Here is a 17,467-nt window from a genome sequence, read left to right as displayed (position 1 = left end):
GCGTCGTGCCCCCCTTCCCCGATGAGACGGCCTTCGGCACGGCGTACGCCGCGGGCCAGGCGCAGGTCGTCTGGACGCGGCTGGTCAGCGACCTGGAGACGCCCGTCGCCGCCATGCTGAAGCTGGCGCAAGGGCGCCCGTTCTCCTTCCTGCTGGAATCGGTCACCGGCGGCTCCGTCCGCGGCCGCTATTCCCTGATCGGGCTGAAGCCCGACCTGATTTGGAAGAGCAAGGGCACCCAGGCCTGGATCAACCGCCGGGCCGCCACCGACCCGGCGGCGTTCGAGCCGCTGACGGCCAGCCCGCTGGACGCCCTGGCCGACGTGCTGGAAGAGAGCCGCATCGACCTGCCAGCGCACCTGCCGCCCATGTCGGCCGGCCTGTTCGGCTATCTCGGCTATGACATGGTCCGGCTGATGGAGAAGCTGCCGGAGAAGAACCGCGACGCGCTGGGGGTTGAGGACGCCGTCCTGATCCGTCCCACCATCATGGCCATCTTCGACAGCATCGAGAACGTGGTCACGCTGGTGACCCCCGTGCGGCCCGCGGCCGGCGTCTCGGCGGAGGCCGCCTATATCGCCGCCAAGGAACGCCTGGCCGACGCGGTGGCGGACCTGGACCGCCCCCTGCCCGTGGGCCACGACGCGGGCGGCGAGATCGAGGCCCTGCCCGATCCGTCCTCCAACATCAGCCGCGCCGACTATCACGCCATGGTGGAGAAGGCGAAGGAATACATCCGCGCAGGCGACATCTTCCAGGTGGTGCCCAGCCAGCGCTTCTCCGTCCCCTTCGCCCTGCCGCCCTTCGCGCTGTACCGCGCGCTGCGCCGCATCAACCCCTCCCCCTTCCTGTTCTTCCTGGATTTCGGCGACCTGTCGGTCGTGGGCTCCAGCCCGGAGATCCTGGTGCGGCTGCGCGACGACACCGTCACCATCCGCCCCATCGCCGGCACCCGCCGCCGCGGCAAGACCCCGGCGGAGGACAAGGAACTGGAAGCGGATCTGCTGGCCGACCCCAAGGAGCTGTCAGAGCATCTGATGCTGCTGGACCTGGGGCGCAACGACGTGGGCCGGGTGGCCGAGGTGGGCACGGTCACGGTGACCGAGCGCTTCACCATTGAGCACTATTCCCACGTGATGCACATCGTCTCCAACGTTGAGGGCAAGCTGGACAAGTCCCGCTTCAACGCCATCAACGCCCTGGTGGGCGGCTTCCCCGCCGGCACGGTGTCCGGAGCGCCCAAGGTGCGCGCGATGGAGATCATCGAGGAGCTGGAAGGCACCCGCCGCGGCATCTACGGCGGCTGCATCGGCTACTTCGCCGCCAACGGCACCATGGACACCTGCATCGCCCTGCGCACCGCCGTCATCAAGGACGGCGTCATGCACGTCCAGGCGGGCGGCGGCGTGGTGGCGGACAGCGATCCCGAGGCCGAGTACCAGGAGACGGTGAACAAGGCCAAGGCCCTGTTCAAGGCCGCCGAGGAAGCCGTGCGCTACGCCCAGGAAAAGCGGTCGACGCGGAACATTTGAGGCGGGTGCTCAGCGCTTATGAAAAAGGAGGGGCGGCTCCAACGGGCCGCCCCTCCTGATTCCCGGCTCGAAGTCTAAGCCGCGCTGTCTTTCAAGAGACGGCGAAGGTCTTCATTAAGCCGGGTCTGCCAACCGGCACCCGTGCCTCGGTAGTGGTCCAGGATGTCCTGGTCCAAGCGAATGCTGACGGCCTGCTTGATGATTGCCGATTTCGGACGGCCAACACGACGAACCTGACCGGTTGCGAACGCCTCATCCAAATCCGGAATCGTGTCCGGATCGTCGGCCGCGGCCGCCTGAATTGCGGCATCCTCCTCAGGGGTGGGATATGCCAATCTCTTGGACATAGCGTGCTATCTCTCTGCTATTGGCCTTACGAGCTGAAATAAGGCGCCGTCCTTCAGGGCGTTCTGTGAACACCACGACATGGACGCGGTTCCTTAAGAGGCCTAATGCGATCAGCCGAACCTCGCCGTATTCCTGACGCAGGTCCTCAACATAGACCGCGTTAGCCCAATCGAATGCATCCAGGCCGATGAAGTCCACACCATGCTTTTCAAGATTGGCCTGGCGTTTGGCTTCGTCCCAGATGTCCATGCTCTAATTTCGTATATACGATAATACGGCAATCACCGTTATCGTATATACAAAATCACCTATTGTCTCCATCTACCAACGCGGCCGGCGCATCCCTCAATGGCCCAGCCAAAACCGGGCCGGCGGCGATAGCCTGCCCGTCCAAGGGCGTGTTCAGCAAAGGGATGGCGACGTAGGCTTCCTCCACCAGTTCGGCCGACAGGGTGGCGAGGATTTCGCGCAGCGCGCCCTGGGCGTGATGGGCGCGGGGCTGGTGTTGATCAGGGCCACGCGCTTGCCCGGGAACTCCACGCCGCTGACCAACCATCCAGCGCGTTCTTCAAGTCCCCCGGGGCGCCGTGGGCGTATTCCGGGCGGGCGATCGATCAACGGGGTGCCCGCCGCCTCGACCGAGGCGCGCAGATCCTGGGCGATGGGCGGCACGCGGGCGCCGTCACCGGCGTCATCCAGGTCGAGATTGTCGTGCGGCAGGTTGGCTATCCCGTCGTAGACGGCTAACCCCCACGCCCTCCGGCGCCAATAGGGCCGCCGCCTTCAGCACGGCGGTAGTGGAAGATGCCGCCCGCAGGCTTCCGAAAAGGACCAGGATACGCATGGCGCCGCTCTACCGAACTCAGGAACAAAACCTCAGGCCGGGCCGATGAAGTCGAAGCCGGCATCCTCCACGGCGCCCTTCACCTGGCCGACGTCGGTCGGGCCGATGACGGTCACCACGCCCGCGTCCACGTCCACGGCCACCTCGGCCATGGGCACCACGGCCTGGATGGCCCTGGTCACCGACCGGGCGCAGCCTTGGCAGGTCATGCCGTCAATTCGATAAGAGGCGTTCATTTCGTTCTCCACACACCATGACCGGCCATCAGGACGCGGTTCATCAAGCGATTATCAGGTGCCGCCCGGCGGCGGCGCTATGACGGCCGTCAAGGGCACCAGGACAAAGCCCTTGGCCGCCAGGGTGGGCAGCCAATGCTCCAGCGCCGTCAGGGTGACGTCGTGCGGGTGGCCGATGGCGACGGCGGTGCCGTGGCGGCGGGCCACCTCCTCCACCTTGGCCAGCATGGCCTGCACCGCCTTGGGCGACTGGTCGTCGTCCAGGAAGACGTCGCGGCTGACCAGCGGCAAATGGTAGCGGGCGGCCAGTTCCGGCCCCTTGGTGTCGGGCGTGGTCCGGCTGTCCAGGAACATCAGCCCCCGGCGGGACAGTTCCGCCAGCACGATGGACAGCTTGCCCTCGTCGGCCGTGAAGCGGCTGCCCATGTGGTTGTTGATGCCGACATAGCCGTCGAACGACGCGAGGTCCGTTTCCAGGCGCCGCTGTATTTCCTCATCGCCAAGATTGACGGTCAGGGCACCGGGGCCGGGATCGGCCTTGCCCACCGGCTCCATGGGCACATGCACGATCAGTTCATGCCCCGCCGCCCGCGCCGCCCGGGTCTGGTCGGCCAGATCATGGGCGTAGGGCAGCCACGCGGTGGTGACCGGGCCCGGCAGCGCCACGGCGCGGGTGGAGCGGGGCCGGTCCACGCCCAAATCATCGATCACCAGCACGATGCGCGCGTGCGCGGCACCGGGCGCGGGCGCCGCCATTTGGGGCGATGGCACCGCGTTGCGCCGCCACGCGGCCCCTTTGCCCGGTTCGGCCTTAGGCGCCTCAGTCCGGGGCGCCTCAGTCCGGAGCGCCTCAGCCTTGGGTGGCACGGCTGGTGCGGGCATTGCCGGCGCCTCCGCATGCTGTTCCGCATGCTGTTCCGGGGGCGGTGCCGGCGGCGCGCCCGGCGGGCGGGGTCCCGTCTTGCCTGGCCCGGACTGGGTCGGCACGGTCGCGACCGCGGGCTTATGCGGGTGGCGGTTGCCCAGCACATAGGCGCCCAGCAGCGCCACGATGGCGGTCAGCCCGATGACGCCGGCCAGCTGCGTCCGGGTCAGGCTGATCCGGGCGCCCTTGCGCCGGCGGGTTGGCGCACGCTTGGGGCCTTTCTGGCCAGGCCGGCCCAACGGCGGCGGGGGAGTGACGCGGCGGGGCATCAGCGGAACCGTGGGCCGGAAGGAACGGGGGCGGAGATGGCGGAAACGGTCATGACTGTCCCTTCACGGCGGATGGCCGGGCCCCGACTGGGAACCGGTTGACCAGTACTGCTACAGCCCCGCTTGTGCTGGCAATCTCCTAGGCGGCGTATGTCGCCCATCACAGGCAGCAGCCGGCGGCGTAGGCCGCCTCCACGTTTGCCGAGCCGGCGTAGGCCGCTTACCGGATCCGCGCCCAATCCGGTTGCCCTGCCCGCGGCCTCGGGACTAGTGTAGGCCACCTTTGGCCACGTCCAATTTCCCCCGAACGGGTTCCCAGATCATGCTGCTGCTCATCGATAATTACGATAGCTTCACGTACAATCTCGTCCATTACATCGGCGAGCTGGGCGCCGACGTGGCCGTTTGGCGTAACAACGCGCTGAGTGTGGATGACGCGCTGGCCCTGAAGCCGGAGGCCATCGTCCTGTCCCCCGGTCCTTGCGATCCGGACAAGGCCGGCATCTGCCTGCCCCTGATCACGGCCGCCGCGGAGCGGGGCATCCCCCTGCTGGGCGTCTGCCTGGGCCACCAGGCCATCGGCCAGGCCTTCGGCGGCCGCGTCATCCGCGCGCCGGTGCCCATGCACGGCAAGGTCAGCCAGGTCACCCACCAGGGCGAAGGCGTCATGAAGACCCTGCCCACCCCCTTCGCCGCCACGCGCTACCACTCCCTGATCGTGGAGCGTGAGACCCTGCCGGCGGAGCTGGAGTCGGTCGCCTGGATCGAGGGGGGGCCGAGGACCAGATGATCATGGCGCTGCGTCACCGCAGCCTGCCCATCCACGGCGTGCAGTTCCATCCCGAGAGCATCGCCTCCGACCACGGCCACCAAATCCTGGCGAACTTCCTGGATTTCGCCGGCGTGGCGCGCAAGGCCGTCAAGAAGACCGGCCTGGCGGCATGAGCGGTGACATCGGTGACATGAAGGCGCTGCTCGGCCGGGTGGCCGAGGGCAAGCGCCTGTCGGAGGATCAGGCCCTGGCCGCCTTCGACATCATCATGTCCGGCAACGCAACCCCATCCCAGATGGGGGGCTTCCTCATGGCGCTGCGCGTGCGCGGCGAAACGGTGGATGAGATCACGGGCGCGGTGCGCGCGCTGCGCGGCCGCGCCGCCCGCATCGACTGCCCGCCGGGGACCATCGACACTTGCGGCACCGGCGGCGACGCCAGCGGCACCTACAACATCTCCACCACCGTGGCCTTCGTGCTGGCCGCCTGCGGCGTGCCGGTGGCCAAGCACGGCAACCGCGCCCTCTCCTCCAAATCCGGCGCCGCCGACGTGCTGGGCCAGTTGGGCGTGAACGTGGAGGCGGAGCTGGAGGCCGTGCGCACCGCCTTATGGCAGGACGGCATCACCTTCCTCATGGCCACCCGCCACCATGGCGCCATGCGCAACGTGGGCCCCACGCGGGTGGAGCTGGGCACCCGCACCATCTTCAACCTGACCGGCCCCCTGTCCAATCCGGCGGGCGCCAAGCGCCAGCTGATGGGCGTGTTCGCCGAGCGCTGGGTGGAACCGCTGGCCCAGGTGCTGAACCGCCTGGGCACGGACGTCGCCTGGGTGGTCAGCGGCGAGGACGGGCTGGACGAGATCACCACCACCGGCGCCACCCATGTGGCGGAGCTGCGCCACGGCGCCATCCGCCGCTTCCAGGTGACGCCGGAGGATGCCGGCCTGCCCCGCGCCCGGCCCCAGGACATCCGGGGCGGCGACGCGGCGGAGAATGCCCGGGCGCTGCGCGCCGTGCTGGCGGGGGAACAGGGCGCCTACCGTGACATTGTGCTGATCAACGCGGCCGCCGCCTTGATCGTCGCCGATAAGGCCACCACCTTGCGTGACGGCGTGGCCCAGGCGGCCGAGGCACTGGACGACGGCCGCGCCGCCGCCAAGCTGGCGGCCCTGGCCCGTCATTGCCCCCTGCCGCCCCCGGTGGCGGAAGAAACAGAAGGACCCCGCGCATGAGCGACGCAGCAGACGTCCTGGCCCGGATTTGCGCCGACAAGCGTGAGCATATCGCCAATGCCAAGGCCGCCCGCCCCCTTGCCGAGGTGGAACAGGCGGCGCGCGACGCCGGCCCCACCCGGGGCTTCGCCCGCGCCCTACAGGCCAAGGTGGACGCCGGCCTGTACGCCCTGATCGCCGAGATCAAGAAGGCCAGCCCCAGCAAGGGCCTGATCCGGGAGGACTTCGATCCTCCCGCCCTGGCCAAGGCCTACCAGGAGGGCGGCGCCGCCTGCCTGTCGGTGCTGACCGACGTGCCCTATTTCCAGGGAGCCGATGAATACCTGGTGGCGGCCCGCGCCGCCTGCGACCTGCCGGTGCTGCGCAAGGACTTCATGCTGGACACCTACCAGGTGGCGGAGGCGCGTGCCCTGGGTGCCGACTGCATCCTGCTGATCATGGCGGCGCTGGACGATGCCCAGGCGCTGGAGCTCTATGACGCCGCCACCGGCTGGGGCATGGATGTCCTGGTCGAGGTGCACGACATCGAGGAGATGCGCCGCGCCCTGACCCTGCCCGGCGGCCTGCTGGGCGTGAACAACCGCAACCTCAAGACCCTGTTCATCGACCTCGCCACCACCGAGATGCTGGCCGGCATGGTGCCGCCGGGCCGCCACCTGGTGGCGGAAAGCGGCCTGTACAGCCCGCAGGACCTGCTGCGCATGGAAATCGTGGGCGCCCGCCGTTTCCTGGTGGGTGAGTCGCTGATGCGCCAAGCCGACGTGGCCGCCGCCACCCGCGCCCTGTTGGGGCTCGACAAGGCCGTGGCGTGACCCATGGCGGAGAATAGCGGCTTCACCCATTTCGACGCCGCCGGCCAGGCGGTGATGGTCGACGTCTCCGACAAGGCGGAGACGGAACGTCTGGCGACCGCCCGTGGCCGCGTGGTCATGAAGGCGGAGACCCTGGCCCTGATCCAGGCGGGCCAGATGGGCAAGGGCGATGTGCTGGGCGTGGCGCGGCTGGCCGGCATCATGGCGGCCAAGCGCACGCCGGACCTCATCCCCCTGTGCCACCCACTGGCCCTGACCAAGGTGACGGTGGACCTGACCTGTCTGCCCGAGCAGAACGCCGTGGAGATCGAGGCCACGGCCAAGCTGAAGGGCCGCACGGGGGTGGAGATGGAGGCGCTGACCGCCGTCAGCGTCGCCGCCCTGACGCTGTACGACATGTGCAAGGCGGTGGATAAGGGCATGGTCATCGCCGACATTCGCCTGATCGCCAAGGATGGCGGCAAGAGCGGCCCCTATCGCGCGGACACTCCCTGACTGAACAGTCCTCTGAACCGCAGGTCCCTCCCATGATCCCCGTTGACGAAGCGCTGGCCCGCATCCTGGCCCAGTTCCAGCCCCTGGCCGGCGAACTGGTGGGGGTGGGCGAGGCGCAGGGCCGCGTGCTGGCCGCCGACGTCGTGGCCCGGGTGACGCAGCCGCCGGCCGCCGTCTCCGCCATGGATGGCTGGGCGGTGCGGGGATCGGATCTGGGCACCTCGCCCGTCACGTTGGCCCGCGTCGGCGAGGCGCCGGCCGGCCGGCCCTTCGCCGGCACGGTGGCGCCGGGCCAGGCGGTGCGCCTGTTCACCGGCAGCATCATCCCCGATGGCGCCGACACCGTGGTGCTGCAGGAGGATAGCGACGACCTGGGCCAAGCCGTGCGCGTGCGCGAGGGCACGCCCGGCCGCTGGGTGCGCGCCGCCGGCCTGGACTTCACCGCCGGCACCGTGGGCCTGAAAGCCGGCCGCCGCCTGACCGTGCGCGACGTGGCCCTGGCCGCCGCCATGAACCACCCGTTCCTGACCGTGCACCGCCGTCCCCGCGTCGCCATCCTGGCCACGGGGGATGAGGTGGTGATGCCGGGCGAGCCGCTGGGCCCCGGGCAGATCGTCAGCAGCAACGGCCTGGCGCTGGCGGCGCTGGTGCGGCGCCACGGGGGCACGCCAGTCAACCTGGGCATCGCGCCTGATGACGCCGACACCCTGGCCACCCTGGCGCGAGGGGCCGCGGGCTGCGACCTGCTGGTCACCACCGGCGGCGCGTCCGTTGGCGAATACGACCTGGTGCGCGACGCGTTGGGCGGCCAGGGTTTGGACTTGGATTTCTGGAAGATCGCCATGCGGCCGGGCAAGCCGCTGATGTTCGGCCGCCTGGGGGCCACGCCCCTGCTGGGCCTGCCGGGCAACCCCGTCTCCAGCCTGGTGTGCGCCACCCTGTTCCTGGTCCCGGCGCTGCGCCGGATGCAGGGTTTGGCCCCGGCGGAGCTGCCCCGGGCGCGGGCGGTGCTGGCCAGCGCGCTGCCCGCCAACGACCGGCGTCAGGACTACCTACGCGCCACGTTGGTGGCCGGCGATGGCGCCCTGCCCGCCGTCGCGCCCTTCACCCAGCAGGACAGTTCCATGCTGAGTCGCCTGGCGGCGGCGGATTGCCTGATCATCCGCCCGCCCCACGCCCCCGCCGCCGAGGCCGGCACGGTGGTGGACATCGTCCCGCTGGACGAGATTTAAGGCCCATCCCCCTCCAGCCGCCCTAAATCTGTCATCGTCCGGTGGTTTTTCATCGCTAACCCTTGACGCGGGCCGTGAACCAAAATAGAACATGGCCAGTACGTTTCGGGTTTGTTCCATATCTAGCGGCTCGACACAGCGAAGGGGGCGATATGCTGACGCGGAAGCAACAGGAGTTGCTGCTGTACATCCACCAGCATCTGGGTGAAGGCGGCGTCTCCCCCTCATTCGATGAGATGAAGGACGCCTTGGGACTGAAGTCCAAGTCCGGCATCCATCGCCTGATCACCGGGTTGGAGGAGCGCGGGTTCATCCGCCGCCTGCCGCACCGGGCCCGTGCGCTGGAGGTGTTGCGCCTGCCGGAAGCGCCGGTGCCGAAGAAGGCCGCGGCACCGGCGGACGTGGAGCCCCGGTTCAAGCCCAATGTCATCAAGGCCGATTTCCAGGCGGGCCTGCCCGGCCGGGATGCTGGCGATGCCATCGGTGCCGTCAGCCTGCCGCTGTACGGTCGCATCGCCGCCGGCCTGCCCATCGAGGCGCTGCGCGATAGCGGCAGCACCATCGACATTCCCGTCTCCATGCTGGGCATCGGTGAGCATTACGCCCTGGAAGTCGCCGGCGACAGCATGGTGGACGCCGGCATCCACGACGGCGACACCGTCATCATCCAGCGCTGCGAGACGGCGGAGAACGGCGCCATCGTCGTCGCCCTGGTTGACGCCGCCGAAGTGACGCTGAAGCGCCTGCGCCGTAAGAACAACTCCATCGCCCTGGAACCGGCCAACCCCTCCTACGAGACCCGGGTGTTCGGCGCCGACCGCGTGCGGGTGCAGGGCCGCCTGGTGGGCCTGTTCCGCCGGTATTGATCACGGCCATCCTAGACCAAACAACGGCCCTGGCGACGTCAGTCCCAGGGCCGTTTGCTTTGCGGGTCGTGTACCGTCTCGATGCGTACACCGCCGCGTTCGAAGTACAGGGCGTGCGCGCCGCGGGCGGCCAGCACGTCGGGGCCGATGACCTGCGGGGCGTCGCAGCCCGCCGCCGGCACGCGGGAGATCACCAGGTCGGCATTGTCGCAATCCTCCGCCAGGGCATCGCGGGTCCAGGCGATGGCGACCAGGCGCCCGTCCGGGATGGCGGGCTCGCGCCGCTCCGGTCGATAAAGGTCGGGATGGTAGAGGCAGCCCAGGCTGTCGCAGCGCAGGCTGCCGTCGTCCGTGCCCACGGTGGGCCAGGCGGGCGGGCGGCCTTCCCCGCCATCGCGCTTGCCCCAGGTCTCCACCTCGAAGCCGCCTCCCCGTGAGGAGGACAGCCACAGCTTGCCGCCACCATCGCGCACCGCCACCATGGTGCCGCCACCCGATACCACCATGTCCGGCCGGGGCGTCAGCGGCGCCAGCACGCAGCCCACCGCGATGGGTGCCAGGCCGATCAGGCGCCAACGGCGGCGCCACAGCATCAGCCACAGGCCGCCCACCACCAGCAGGCCGAAGGCCACGTCGGACAAGGCCGCGCCATGCAGGGCCGCGCCGGGCAAGGCGGCCGTAATGCGCGCCGTCCACAGGATGCCGTCGCAGCCCCAGCCGATCATGTCGATGATCCAGCCCTCCAGGTGGAAGGGCATGGCGACATAGGCCAGCAGGCACAGCGGCATGATCCACAGCTCGGTGATGGGAATGCCGATCAGGTTGGCCAGCACGCCGTAATTGGCCACCTGCTGGAAGTGGTAGAGGCAGAACGGCATGGTGGCGATGGTGGAAATGATGGAGGTCAGGCACAGCCCCCCGACGAACAGGGCGGCACGGCGCAGCCAACCCCCATCCTTGCGCCAACGGTTCAGGGGGCCGCGCAAGACCTCGTACGCGCTGATCAGCGCCAGCACGGCGCCGAAGCTCATCTGGAAACTGGGACCGGGCAATTGCTCCGGCTGGTACAGCAGGCAGAGGATGCCGGCGACGGCGATGGCCCGGGGGCTCAGGACCGAGCGGTCGGCCAGGATGGCCACCATGGCCAGCGCCGTCATGAGGACGGAGCGCAAGGTGGGCACTTGCGCGCCCACCAGCATCATGTAGGCCAGGGTGGCCAGTATGGCGAAGGCGGCGGCCCACTTCTTGATGGGATAGCGCAGCGCCACCCCCTCCCACAGGGCCAGGGCCGCCCGGGCGAAAAAGTAGAACAACGCCGCCACCAGGCTGATGTGCAGGCCGGAGATGGACAGGATGTGCTGCAGGCCGGAAACGCGCATGGCCTGCAAGTCGTCGGGCGGAATACCTGTCTGTTCCCCATTCAGCAGGGCGATGGCGATCATGGCGGGCGCGCCGCTGAGGCGGGCGGCCACGCGGTCGGCGATCAGTTCACGCAAGGCCACCACGAGGTCGTTGATCCAGCCGACAACACCCACCGGCGCCGGCGCCACCACCTCGGGCGTCTTGAACGCGAAGCCGACGGCGCCGATGCCTTGGTAAAAGGCGGAACGGCGGAAATCGTAGGCGCCCGGCTCCGGACTGTCCGGCGGCGGACGCAGGGCCGCCAGGATACGCACCCGCGTGCCGGCGGGCGGGGCCGCGTCGGTCGGCCGCAGACGGATGCGTACGGCGGGCGGCGTCAGCTCCGGCGCCAGGCGGGGAATGCGTGGGTCGGCCAGGGTGACGCGTACGCCCTTGTCCAGCCGCTCCACATTGGCCACGCGGCCCTCCACCGGCACAGGTCCCAGGGGACGCTGCAGGATGGGGGTCTTGAGCCAGGTGGTGCGGGCCTCCACCGCCGTGAAGCCCACGCCCAGGGCCAGCAGGGCGCCCAAGGCCAGCCGCAGGGGCAGCCGCTCCCCCGCCAACAAGTACAGGCCAAGGACCCCGAGGGTGAACAGCAGGCCGGACCAGGGCGGCGGCTCGCCCGGCATGGCGAAATAGAGGGCGATGCCGGCCCCTAGAAAGACGGGAACCCAAAGGACCCAACGTTCCCGCTCTTCCACCAAATTGACATACGCAGATGCGACAATGCTGGCTAACGCGGCGAGCACACGATGTGTGATCCTCATCACATCTGAGGGAGGGGGGTCGGCGCCAAATTCGCTCCGCCCAGTAGCCAAATAGGACCCATTCGACAAGTACGGGGCCTCACGGTCCCAGTCCTCTCCAGCGGGGTCTGCCTCAGGGTGCATCTTCGTTCCGGGTGTGCTATCTCAGCGGCTTCCGCATCCTGGTGATGCGCCCCTGGCGGTTATTCTGCCGCCGGATCTGATCACCAGCTATCTCGATATTCGCGTGGCACCGTCAACCTCTGGATGCGTCCCTGCCTAGGCGACCCGTCCAGACGCCCCGACGGGGCGCCGCCCGCCCGCATGCCGGAGAGTGCGTTTCCCATGAGTGTTGTCACCCGCTTCGCCCCGTCCCCCACTGGCTACCTGCACATCGGCGGTGCCCGTACCGCCCTGTTCAACTGGCTGTACGCCCGCCACCACGGCGGCACCTTCCTGCTGCGCATCGAGGATACGGACCGGGCGCGGTCGACCCAGGCGGCGGTGGACGCCATTATCGACGGCCTGAGCTGGCTGGGCCTGACCTGGGACGGCGACGCCGTCAGCCAGTTCGAGCGGCGCGAGCGCCATGCCGAGGTGGCGCGCACCATGCTGGCCCAAGGGCACGCCTACCATTGCTACTGCTCGCCGGAAGAGCTGGAAGAGATGCGGGAGCAGCAGAGGGCCGCCGGCCTGCCCATGCGCTACGACGGCCGCTGGCGCGACCGCGACCCGTCGGAGGCGCCGGCCGGCGTGGCTCCCGTCATCCGCCTGAAGGCCCCGCGCGAGGGCGAGACCGTCCTGCAGGACAAGGTGCAGGGTGAGGTGCGGGTGCAGAACAGCCAGCTGGACGACATGGTGCTGCTGCGCGCCGACGGCACGCCGACCTACATGCTGTCGGTGGTGGTGGACGACCAGGACATGGGCGTCACCCAGGTGATCCGGGGTGACGACCACCTGACCAACACCTTCCGCCAGTTGCAGATCTACCAGGCGATGGGCTGGACGCCGCCGGACTTCGCCCACATCCCCCTGATCCACGGGCCGGACGGCGCCAAGCTGAGCAAGCGCCACGGCGCCCTGGGGGCCGAGGCCTACCGCGACCTGGGCTATCTGCCGGAGGCGCTGCGCAACTATCTGCTGCGCCTGGGCTGGAGCCACGGTGATGACGAGATCATCAGCACCGAGGACGCCATTTCCTGGTTCAACCTGGAAGGCATCGGCCGGTCCCCGTCGCGCATGGACTACGCCAAGCTGGACAACCTGAACGGCCATTACATCCGGCAGGCGGACGATGCCCGGCTGGTGGATCTGATCGGCCCCCGATTGGTCACGGCCCTGGGGCGTGAGTTGAACGACGCCGACCGCGATCTGCTGCGGCGCGCCATGCCGGGCCTGAAGGCGCGGGCCAAGACCCTGGTGGAACTTGCGTCGGGCGCACAGTTTTATATCACGGCCCGCCCCCTTCCGCTGGACGACAAGGCCACCCAACTCTTGTCCGACGAGGCCCGGGCCCAGCTGGCGACCATCGCCGGCCGCCTGAAGGACGCGTCCGACTGGACCGCGGCGACCCTGGAGGGGATCGTCCGCGCGTATGCCGAGGAGACGGGCCTGAAGCTGGGCAAATTGGCCCAGCCGTTGCGCGCTGCACTCTCCGGTTCCACGGTCTCGCCACCGATCTTCGAGGTGGCGGAAGTGCTGGGCCAGGCTGAAACCCTGGCCCGTATCAGTGATGTCGCAGGGGGTGCGTGAGCCCTCCTGGCGTCATTGCCTTCGGCGGTGCGGAACACTACACTCCGCACCGCGTCATAAAGACCAATAAGGGGCAGAGGGCCCCGCTCCGTATAAACAAGGACGTGCCGAAATGAGCGATACGACGACACCGGCGGCCGGAAAGAAAACGGTCACCCTCACCGACAACCAAACCGGTAAGTCTTACGAATTCCCCGTCATGCACGGCACGACCGGCCCTGACGTGATCGATATCCGCAAGCTCTACGGCGACACCGGGTACTTCACGTACGACCCGGGCTTCACCTCGACCGGCAGCTGCGAGTCCAAGATCACCTTCATCGACGGCGATAAGGGCGTCCTGCTGCACCGCGGCTATCCCATCGAGCAGCTGGCCGAGAAGAGCGACTTCATGGAAGTCTGCTATCTGATGCTGCACGGTGAGCTGCCGAACGCCAAGGAAAAGAGCGAGTTCGAGCGCTCCATCACCTATCACACCATGGTGCATGAGCAGCTGTCGCAGTTCTTCCGCGGTTTCCGTCGCGATGCCCACCCGATGGCCGTCATGTGCGGCGTGGTCGGCGCCCTGTCGGCCTTCTACCACGACAGCACCGACATCGAGGATCCGCGCCAGCGCATGGTGGCGTCGCACCGCCTGATCGCGAAGATGCCGACGCTAGCCGCCATGGCCTACAAGTACTCGATCGGCCAGCCCTTCGTGTATCCGCGCAACGACCTGGGCTATGCTGAGAACTTCCTCAACATGACCTTCGGCGTCCCGTGCGAGCCGTACAAGATCAACCCGGTCATCGCCAAGGCGATGGACAAGATCTTCATCCTGCACGCCGATCATGAGCAGAACGCCTCCACCTCCACGGTGCGTCTGTCCGGCTCCTCCGGCGCCAACCCCTTCGCCTGCATCGCCGCCGGCATCGCCTGCCTGTGGGGCCCCGCCCACGGCGGCGCCAACGAGGCCGTGCTGAAGATGCTGGGTGAGATCGGCCACAAGGACCGGATCCCCGAGTTCATCGCCCGCGCCAAGGACAAGAACGACAGCTTCCGCCTGATGGGCTTCGGTCACCGGGTCTACAAGAACTACGACCCGCGCGCCAAGGTCATGCAGCAGACCTGTAAGGAAGTCCTGGCCGAACTGGGCATCAAGGACGATCCCCTGCTGGACATCGCGGTGGAGCTGGAGCGCATCGCCCTGGAAGACCCGTACTTCATCGAGAAGAAGCTGTACCCCAACGTCGACTTCTACTCGGGCATCATCCTGAAGGCCATCGGCTTCCCGACCAGCATGTTCACCGTGCTGTTCGCCCTGGCCCGCACCGTGGGCTGGATCGCCCAGTGGCAGGAAATGATCGCCGACACCTCGCAGAAGATCGGCCGTCCGCGTCAGCTGTACACCGGCGCCACGACGCGGGATTATGTCCCGGTCGAGCAGCGCTAAGGCATAGGCGGACGGGACGATGGCGGAGCGGGTTCATCCCAGCGATGGCGATAACGGGACGGGCGGCAGCCGGTCCCAACCCCGCGCCCGCATCCTGCCCGCCCGTTCGCTGGAGGGCCACTTGCCAGCCAACGACAATCCCGTGCCCCCGGGCCGGCGGTTGAAGCGGCTGGCATGGATGACCTTCGCCACCCTGGGCGCAGTCCTGGGCGTCGCGGCCACCGTGGTGTCCTTGCTGCACTGACGCAAGATGGCGAAGACCTTCCCCTGCTTCTGGAAAGGCCGTCCGGGCGACTGGGCGGCCTTTTCCTTAGCGACGCCCCAACGTCCAAGGCTCCTATCTGGTCTTGCTAGCATTGCCATCAATGCATGCGAATGAACCCATCGGCAATAATTCGCCCAGGTCTTATTGGGGCTGGCGGGCGAAGCTGTACGTCGTAGGTACGACCATGGCCCAAACCGTACACAGTGAATGGGGGTTTGCCGGGGTGGAGGCCTTGCGCGACCGCGCGGCGGTGCTGGTCATCGTCGACGTGCTGTCTTTTTCCACCGCTGTCGAGATCGCCACCGGCCGCGGCGCGGCCATCCTGCCCTTTCCCTACGGGGATGCGGCGGCAGCCCAGGCCGCCGCCGAGGAGGCGGGCGCCGTGTTGGCGGCGCCGCGCAACGCCGGTGGCCAGCTCAGCCTCTCGCCCCGCTCCCTCACCACCATCACGTCCGGTACCCGGCTTATGCTGCCGTCGCCCAATGGCTCCCGGCTGTCCCTTGCCGGTGGTACGGCGACCGTGCTGGCCGGCTGCCTGCGCAATGCCACGGCCGTCGCGCAGCGGGCACGCATGCTGGCCGGAGGCGGCGACATCGCCGTCATTCCGGCAGGCGAGCGTTGGCCGGATGGCAGCTTGCGGCCGGCGGTGGAGGACCTGCTGGGGGCCGGTGCCGTCGTCGCGGCATTGGACCTGCCCCTGTCCGCCGAGGCGCGGGTGGCGCGCGACGCCTACCGGGCAGCCGGGCCGGACTTGGCCGATATCATCCGAGGCACCAGATCCGGCCGGGAATTGGCCGGCTGGGGCTACGCCGATGACGTGGAACTTGCCGTTGACCTGAACGTCAGTGCCACGGCGCCGGTCTTGCGCGACGGCGCTTATCAGGCGCCCTAGGTCCCCTCCATCACCCGGGCCAGCACCTCAAAGATGCGGGGGCTGTCGGACTGGGCGACGTTGAAACGCAGGAAGCCGTCGGCGGAATTGGTCAGGCTGAAGACGTCGCCGGGCGCCAGCACCACCCCATGGTCCAGCGCCGTGCGAGCCAGCGCCACCGAGGACACCCCCGGCGGCAGGGCCGCCCATAGGAACATGCCGCCCCGGGGCTCCGCCCAGGGCTTGAGGCCCAACATCTCCAACCGGCGCAGCGTACGGCCCATGGCGCCGGCCAGGCGCGCGCGTACACCCTCCATATGCCGGCGATAGCTGCCGTCGGTGAGCAACTGGTGGATGATGCGGGGATTGGTGGTGGCATTGCCGAAGGCGGTCGCCAGCTTCACGTCGGCGATCCCCTGAATCCAGTCCCCGCGCGCCACGACATAGCCGCAGCGCACCGCCGCCGACAGCGTCTTGGAAAAGCTGCCGATGTGGATCACCCGCTCCAGCCCATCGAAGGCGGCCAGCCGGGGCGACGGCTCCGCCTCGAAATCGCTGAAGATGTCGTCCTCGACGATCAGGATGTCATGGGCCGCCGCCAGGGTAAGCAGCTTGTGGGCCACCGGCGCGGTCAGGCTGGCCCCGGTGGGATTGTGCAGGGCGGCATTGGTGATGTAAAGGCGCGGCCGATGGGTGGCGGCGGCCTGGGCGAACACCGCCAGGTCCGGCCCGGTGGGGGTGTACGGCACCGGGACGGCGCGGGCACGGTGGGCGGCCACCACGGTCTTGAAATTGTAGTAACAGGGATCGTCCAGCAGCACGACGTCCCCTGGCTCCAGCAGATAGCGGCAAACCAGGTCGATGGCCTGGCTGCCGCTGTCGGTCAGCATGATCTGGTCGGCCGTCGCCGCGATCCCCCGGGCGGCGAAGCGGTCGGAGAGATGGCGGCGCAAGGCCGGATAACCCAAAGGATTGTCGTAGTCCAACAGGGCCCCGGACGGCGCCCGCGCCAGGGCGCGGAAGGCGCGACGGATGGCGGGCTCCGGCATCCAGTCGGCTGGGAGCCAGCCGCACCCGGGCTTGAGCACGCCCTCGCCCGGCTCCAGCGCCTGGCGCATCAGCCACAGCGGATCCACCGCCCGGTCCGGCGGCGGCCCCGCCCCGGCGAGCGCGGCGCCCATGAGCGCCAGCGGCGCCGCGCGCTTGGCGACGTAAAAGCCGGAGCCGGGGCGCGCCACCAGCACGCCCTCCGCCACCAGTCGGTCATACGCCTCCACCACCGTGGACTTGGACACGCCCAGCCGCTCCGCCAAGGCGCGGATGGAGGGGGCGCGGGCGCCGGCTGCCAGCAGCCGGCCATCCACGCGGGCATGGATGTCGGCCATGACCGTCTCGACCAAGGTCATGCCGGCGGCGGGTTCCATCGACTGTA

Annotated in this window: 16 protein-coding genes and 1 pseudogene; 11 read left to right on the top strand and 6 right to left on the bottom strand. The window is 68.8% G+C overall.

The window, feature by feature from the left end; genetic code table 11:
* The first annotated feature begins 5 nt into the window (after positions 1–5).
* On the top strand, positions 6–1,532 hold the full coding sequence (trpE, locus tag UAJ10_RS17000) for an anthranilate synthase component I (RefSeq protein WP_322916398.1): 1,527 nt from the start codon (positions 6–8) through the stop codon (positions 1,530–1,532).
* 74 nt (positions 1,533–1,606) lie between these two features.
* Here trpE and UAJ10_RS16995 read toward each other — a convergent pair whose 3' ends face one another.
* From UAJ10_RS16995 to UAJ10_RS16980, 4 genes are all read right to left on the bottom strand, one after another.
* Positions 1,607–1,867: a BrnA antitoxin family protein gene (locus tag UAJ10_RS16995; protein ID WP_322916397.1), complete on the bottom strand. Its 261-nt coding sequence runs from the start codon at positions 1,865–1,867 to the stop codon at positions 1,607–1,609.
* Positions 1,848–2,129 carry a BrnT family toxin gene (locus UAJ10_RS16990; RefSeq protein WP_322916396.1) on the bottom strand — a complete coding sequence of 94 codons (282 nt, stop codon included), beginning with the start codon at positions 2,127–2,129 and terminating at the stop codon, positions 1,848–1,850. The genes UAJ10_RS16995 and UAJ10_RS16990 overlap by 20 nt, the downstream gene beginning before the upstream one ends.
* A gap of 627 nt (positions 2,130–2,756) precedes the next feature.
* Positions 2,757–2,960: a heavy-metal-associated domain-containing protein gene (locus tag UAJ10_RS16985; protein WP_322916395.1), complete on the bottom strand. Its 204-nt coding sequence runs from the start codon at positions 2,958–2,960 to the stop codon at positions 2,757–2,759.
* A 54-nt stretch (positions 2,961–3,014) separates the two neighbouring features.
* On the bottom strand, positions 3,015–4,154 hold the full coding sequence (locus UAJ10_RS16980) for a divergent polysaccharide deacetylase family protein (protein ID WP_322916394.1): 1,140 nt from the start codon (positions 4,152–4,154) through the stop codon (positions 3,015–3,017).
* Between the two features lie 322 nt (positions 4,155–4,476).
* Here UAJ10_RS16980 and UAJ10_RS16975 point away from each other — a divergent pair.
* From UAJ10_RS16975 to lexA, 6 genes and pseudogenes are all read left to right on the top strand, one after another.
* Positions 4,477–5,099 (top strand): annotated as a pseudogene (locus UAJ10_RS16975) (anthranilate synthase component II).
* Positions 5,096–6,160: an anthranilate phosphoribosyltransferase gene (trpD, locus tag UAJ10_RS16970; RefSeq protein ID WP_322916393.1), complete on the top strand. Its 1,065-nt coding sequence runs from the start codon at positions 5,096–5,098 to the stop codon at positions 6,158–6,160. The pseudogene UAJ10_RS16975 and the gene trpD overlap by 4 nt, the downstream one beginning before the upstream one ends.
* On the top strand, positions 6,157–6,972 hold the full coding sequence (gene trpC / locus UAJ10_RS16965) for an indole-3-glycerol phosphate synthase TrpC (RefSeq protein WP_322916392.1): 816 nt from the start codon (positions 6,157–6,159) through the stop codon (positions 6,970–6,972). The genes trpD and trpC overlap by 4 nt, the downstream gene beginning before the upstream one ends.
* Positions 6,973–6,975: 3 nt before the next feature.
* A complete protein-coding gene (moaC, locus tag UAJ10_RS16960) occupies positions 6,976–7,467 on the top strand; it encodes a cyclic pyranopterin monophosphate synthase MoaC (protein ID WP_322916391.1) in 492 nt (163 codons plus the stop codon).
* A gap of 32 nt (positions 7,468–7,499) precedes the next feature.
* On the top strand, positions 7,500–8,699 hold the full coding sequence (locus UAJ10_RS16955) for a molybdopterin molybdotransferase MoeA (protein WP_322916390.1): 1,200 nt from the start codon (positions 7,500–7,502) through the stop codon (positions 8,697–8,699).
* 152 nt (positions 8,700–8,851) lie between these two features.
* Positions 8,852–9,565: a transcriptional repressor LexA gene (lexA, locus tag UAJ10_RS16950; RefSeq protein ID WP_322916389.1), complete on the top strand. Its 714-nt coding sequence runs from the start codon at positions 8,852–8,854 to the stop codon at positions 9,563–9,565.
* 38 nt (positions 9,566–9,603) lie between these two features.
* Here the strand turns inward: lexA and UAJ10_RS16945 are convergent, their stop codons facing one another.
* Positions 9,604–11,718 carry a ComEC/Rec2 family competence protein gene (locus tag UAJ10_RS16945; RefSeq protein ID WP_322916388.1) on the bottom strand — a complete coding sequence of 705 codons (2,115 nt, stop codon included), beginning with the start codon at positions 11,716–11,718 and terminating at the stop codon, positions 9,604–9,606.
* Between the two features lie 342 nt (positions 11,719–12,060).
* Between UAJ10_RS16945 and gltX the strand changes: the two genes are divergently transcribed.
* The 4 genes from gltX to UAJ10_RS16925 all read left to right on the top strand — a co-directional run bounded on the left by gltX (position 12,061) and on the right by UAJ10_RS16925 (position 16,056).
* The gene (gltX, locus tag UAJ10_RS16940) at positions 12,061–13,467 is read left to right on the top strand and encodes a glutamate--tRNA ligase (protein ID WP_322916387.1); all 1,407 of its coding nucleotides are present in this window, start codon (positions 12,061–12,063) and stop codon (positions 13,465–13,467) included.
* A gap of 112 nt (positions 13,468–13,579) precedes the next feature.
* The gene (gltA, locus tag UAJ10_RS16935) at positions 13,580–14,899 is read left to right on the top strand and encodes a citrate synthase (RefSeq protein ID WP_145609293.1); all 1,320 of its coding nucleotides are present in this window, start codon (positions 13,580–13,582) and stop codon (positions 14,897–14,899) included.
* A gap of 19 nt (positions 14,900–14,918) precedes the next feature.
* Positions 14,919–15,143: a hypothetical protein gene (locus UAJ10_RS16930; RefSeq protein ID WP_322916386.1), complete on the top strand. Its 225-nt coding sequence runs from the start codon at positions 14,919–14,921 to the stop codon at positions 15,141–15,143.
* Positions 15,144–15,348: 205 nt separating this feature from the next.
* Positions 15,349–16,056, top strand: a complete 708-nt coding sequence (locus UAJ10_RS16925) for a 2-phosphosulfolactate phosphatase (RefSeq protein WP_322916385.1) — start codon at positions 15,349–15,351, stop codon at positions 16,054–16,056.
* Here the strand turns inward: UAJ10_RS16925 and UAJ10_RS16920 are convergent.
* Positions 16,053–17,459: an aminotransferase-like domain-containing protein gene (locus UAJ10_RS16920; protein ID WP_322916384.1), complete on the bottom strand. Its 1,407-nt coding sequence runs from the start codon at positions 17,457–17,459 to the stop codon at positions 16,053–16,055. The genes UAJ10_RS16925 and UAJ10_RS16920 overlap by 4 nt on opposite strands.
* Positions 17,460–17,467: the final 8 nt, after the last annotated feature.

This window comes from Nitrospirillum guaranorum, from assembly GCF_034653275.1.
Classification (GTDB): domain Bacteria; phylum Pseudomonadota; class Alphaproteobacteria; order Azospirillales; family Azospirillaceae; genus Nitrospirillum.
This window is presented reverse-complemented; position numbering and strand designations above follow the sequence as displayed.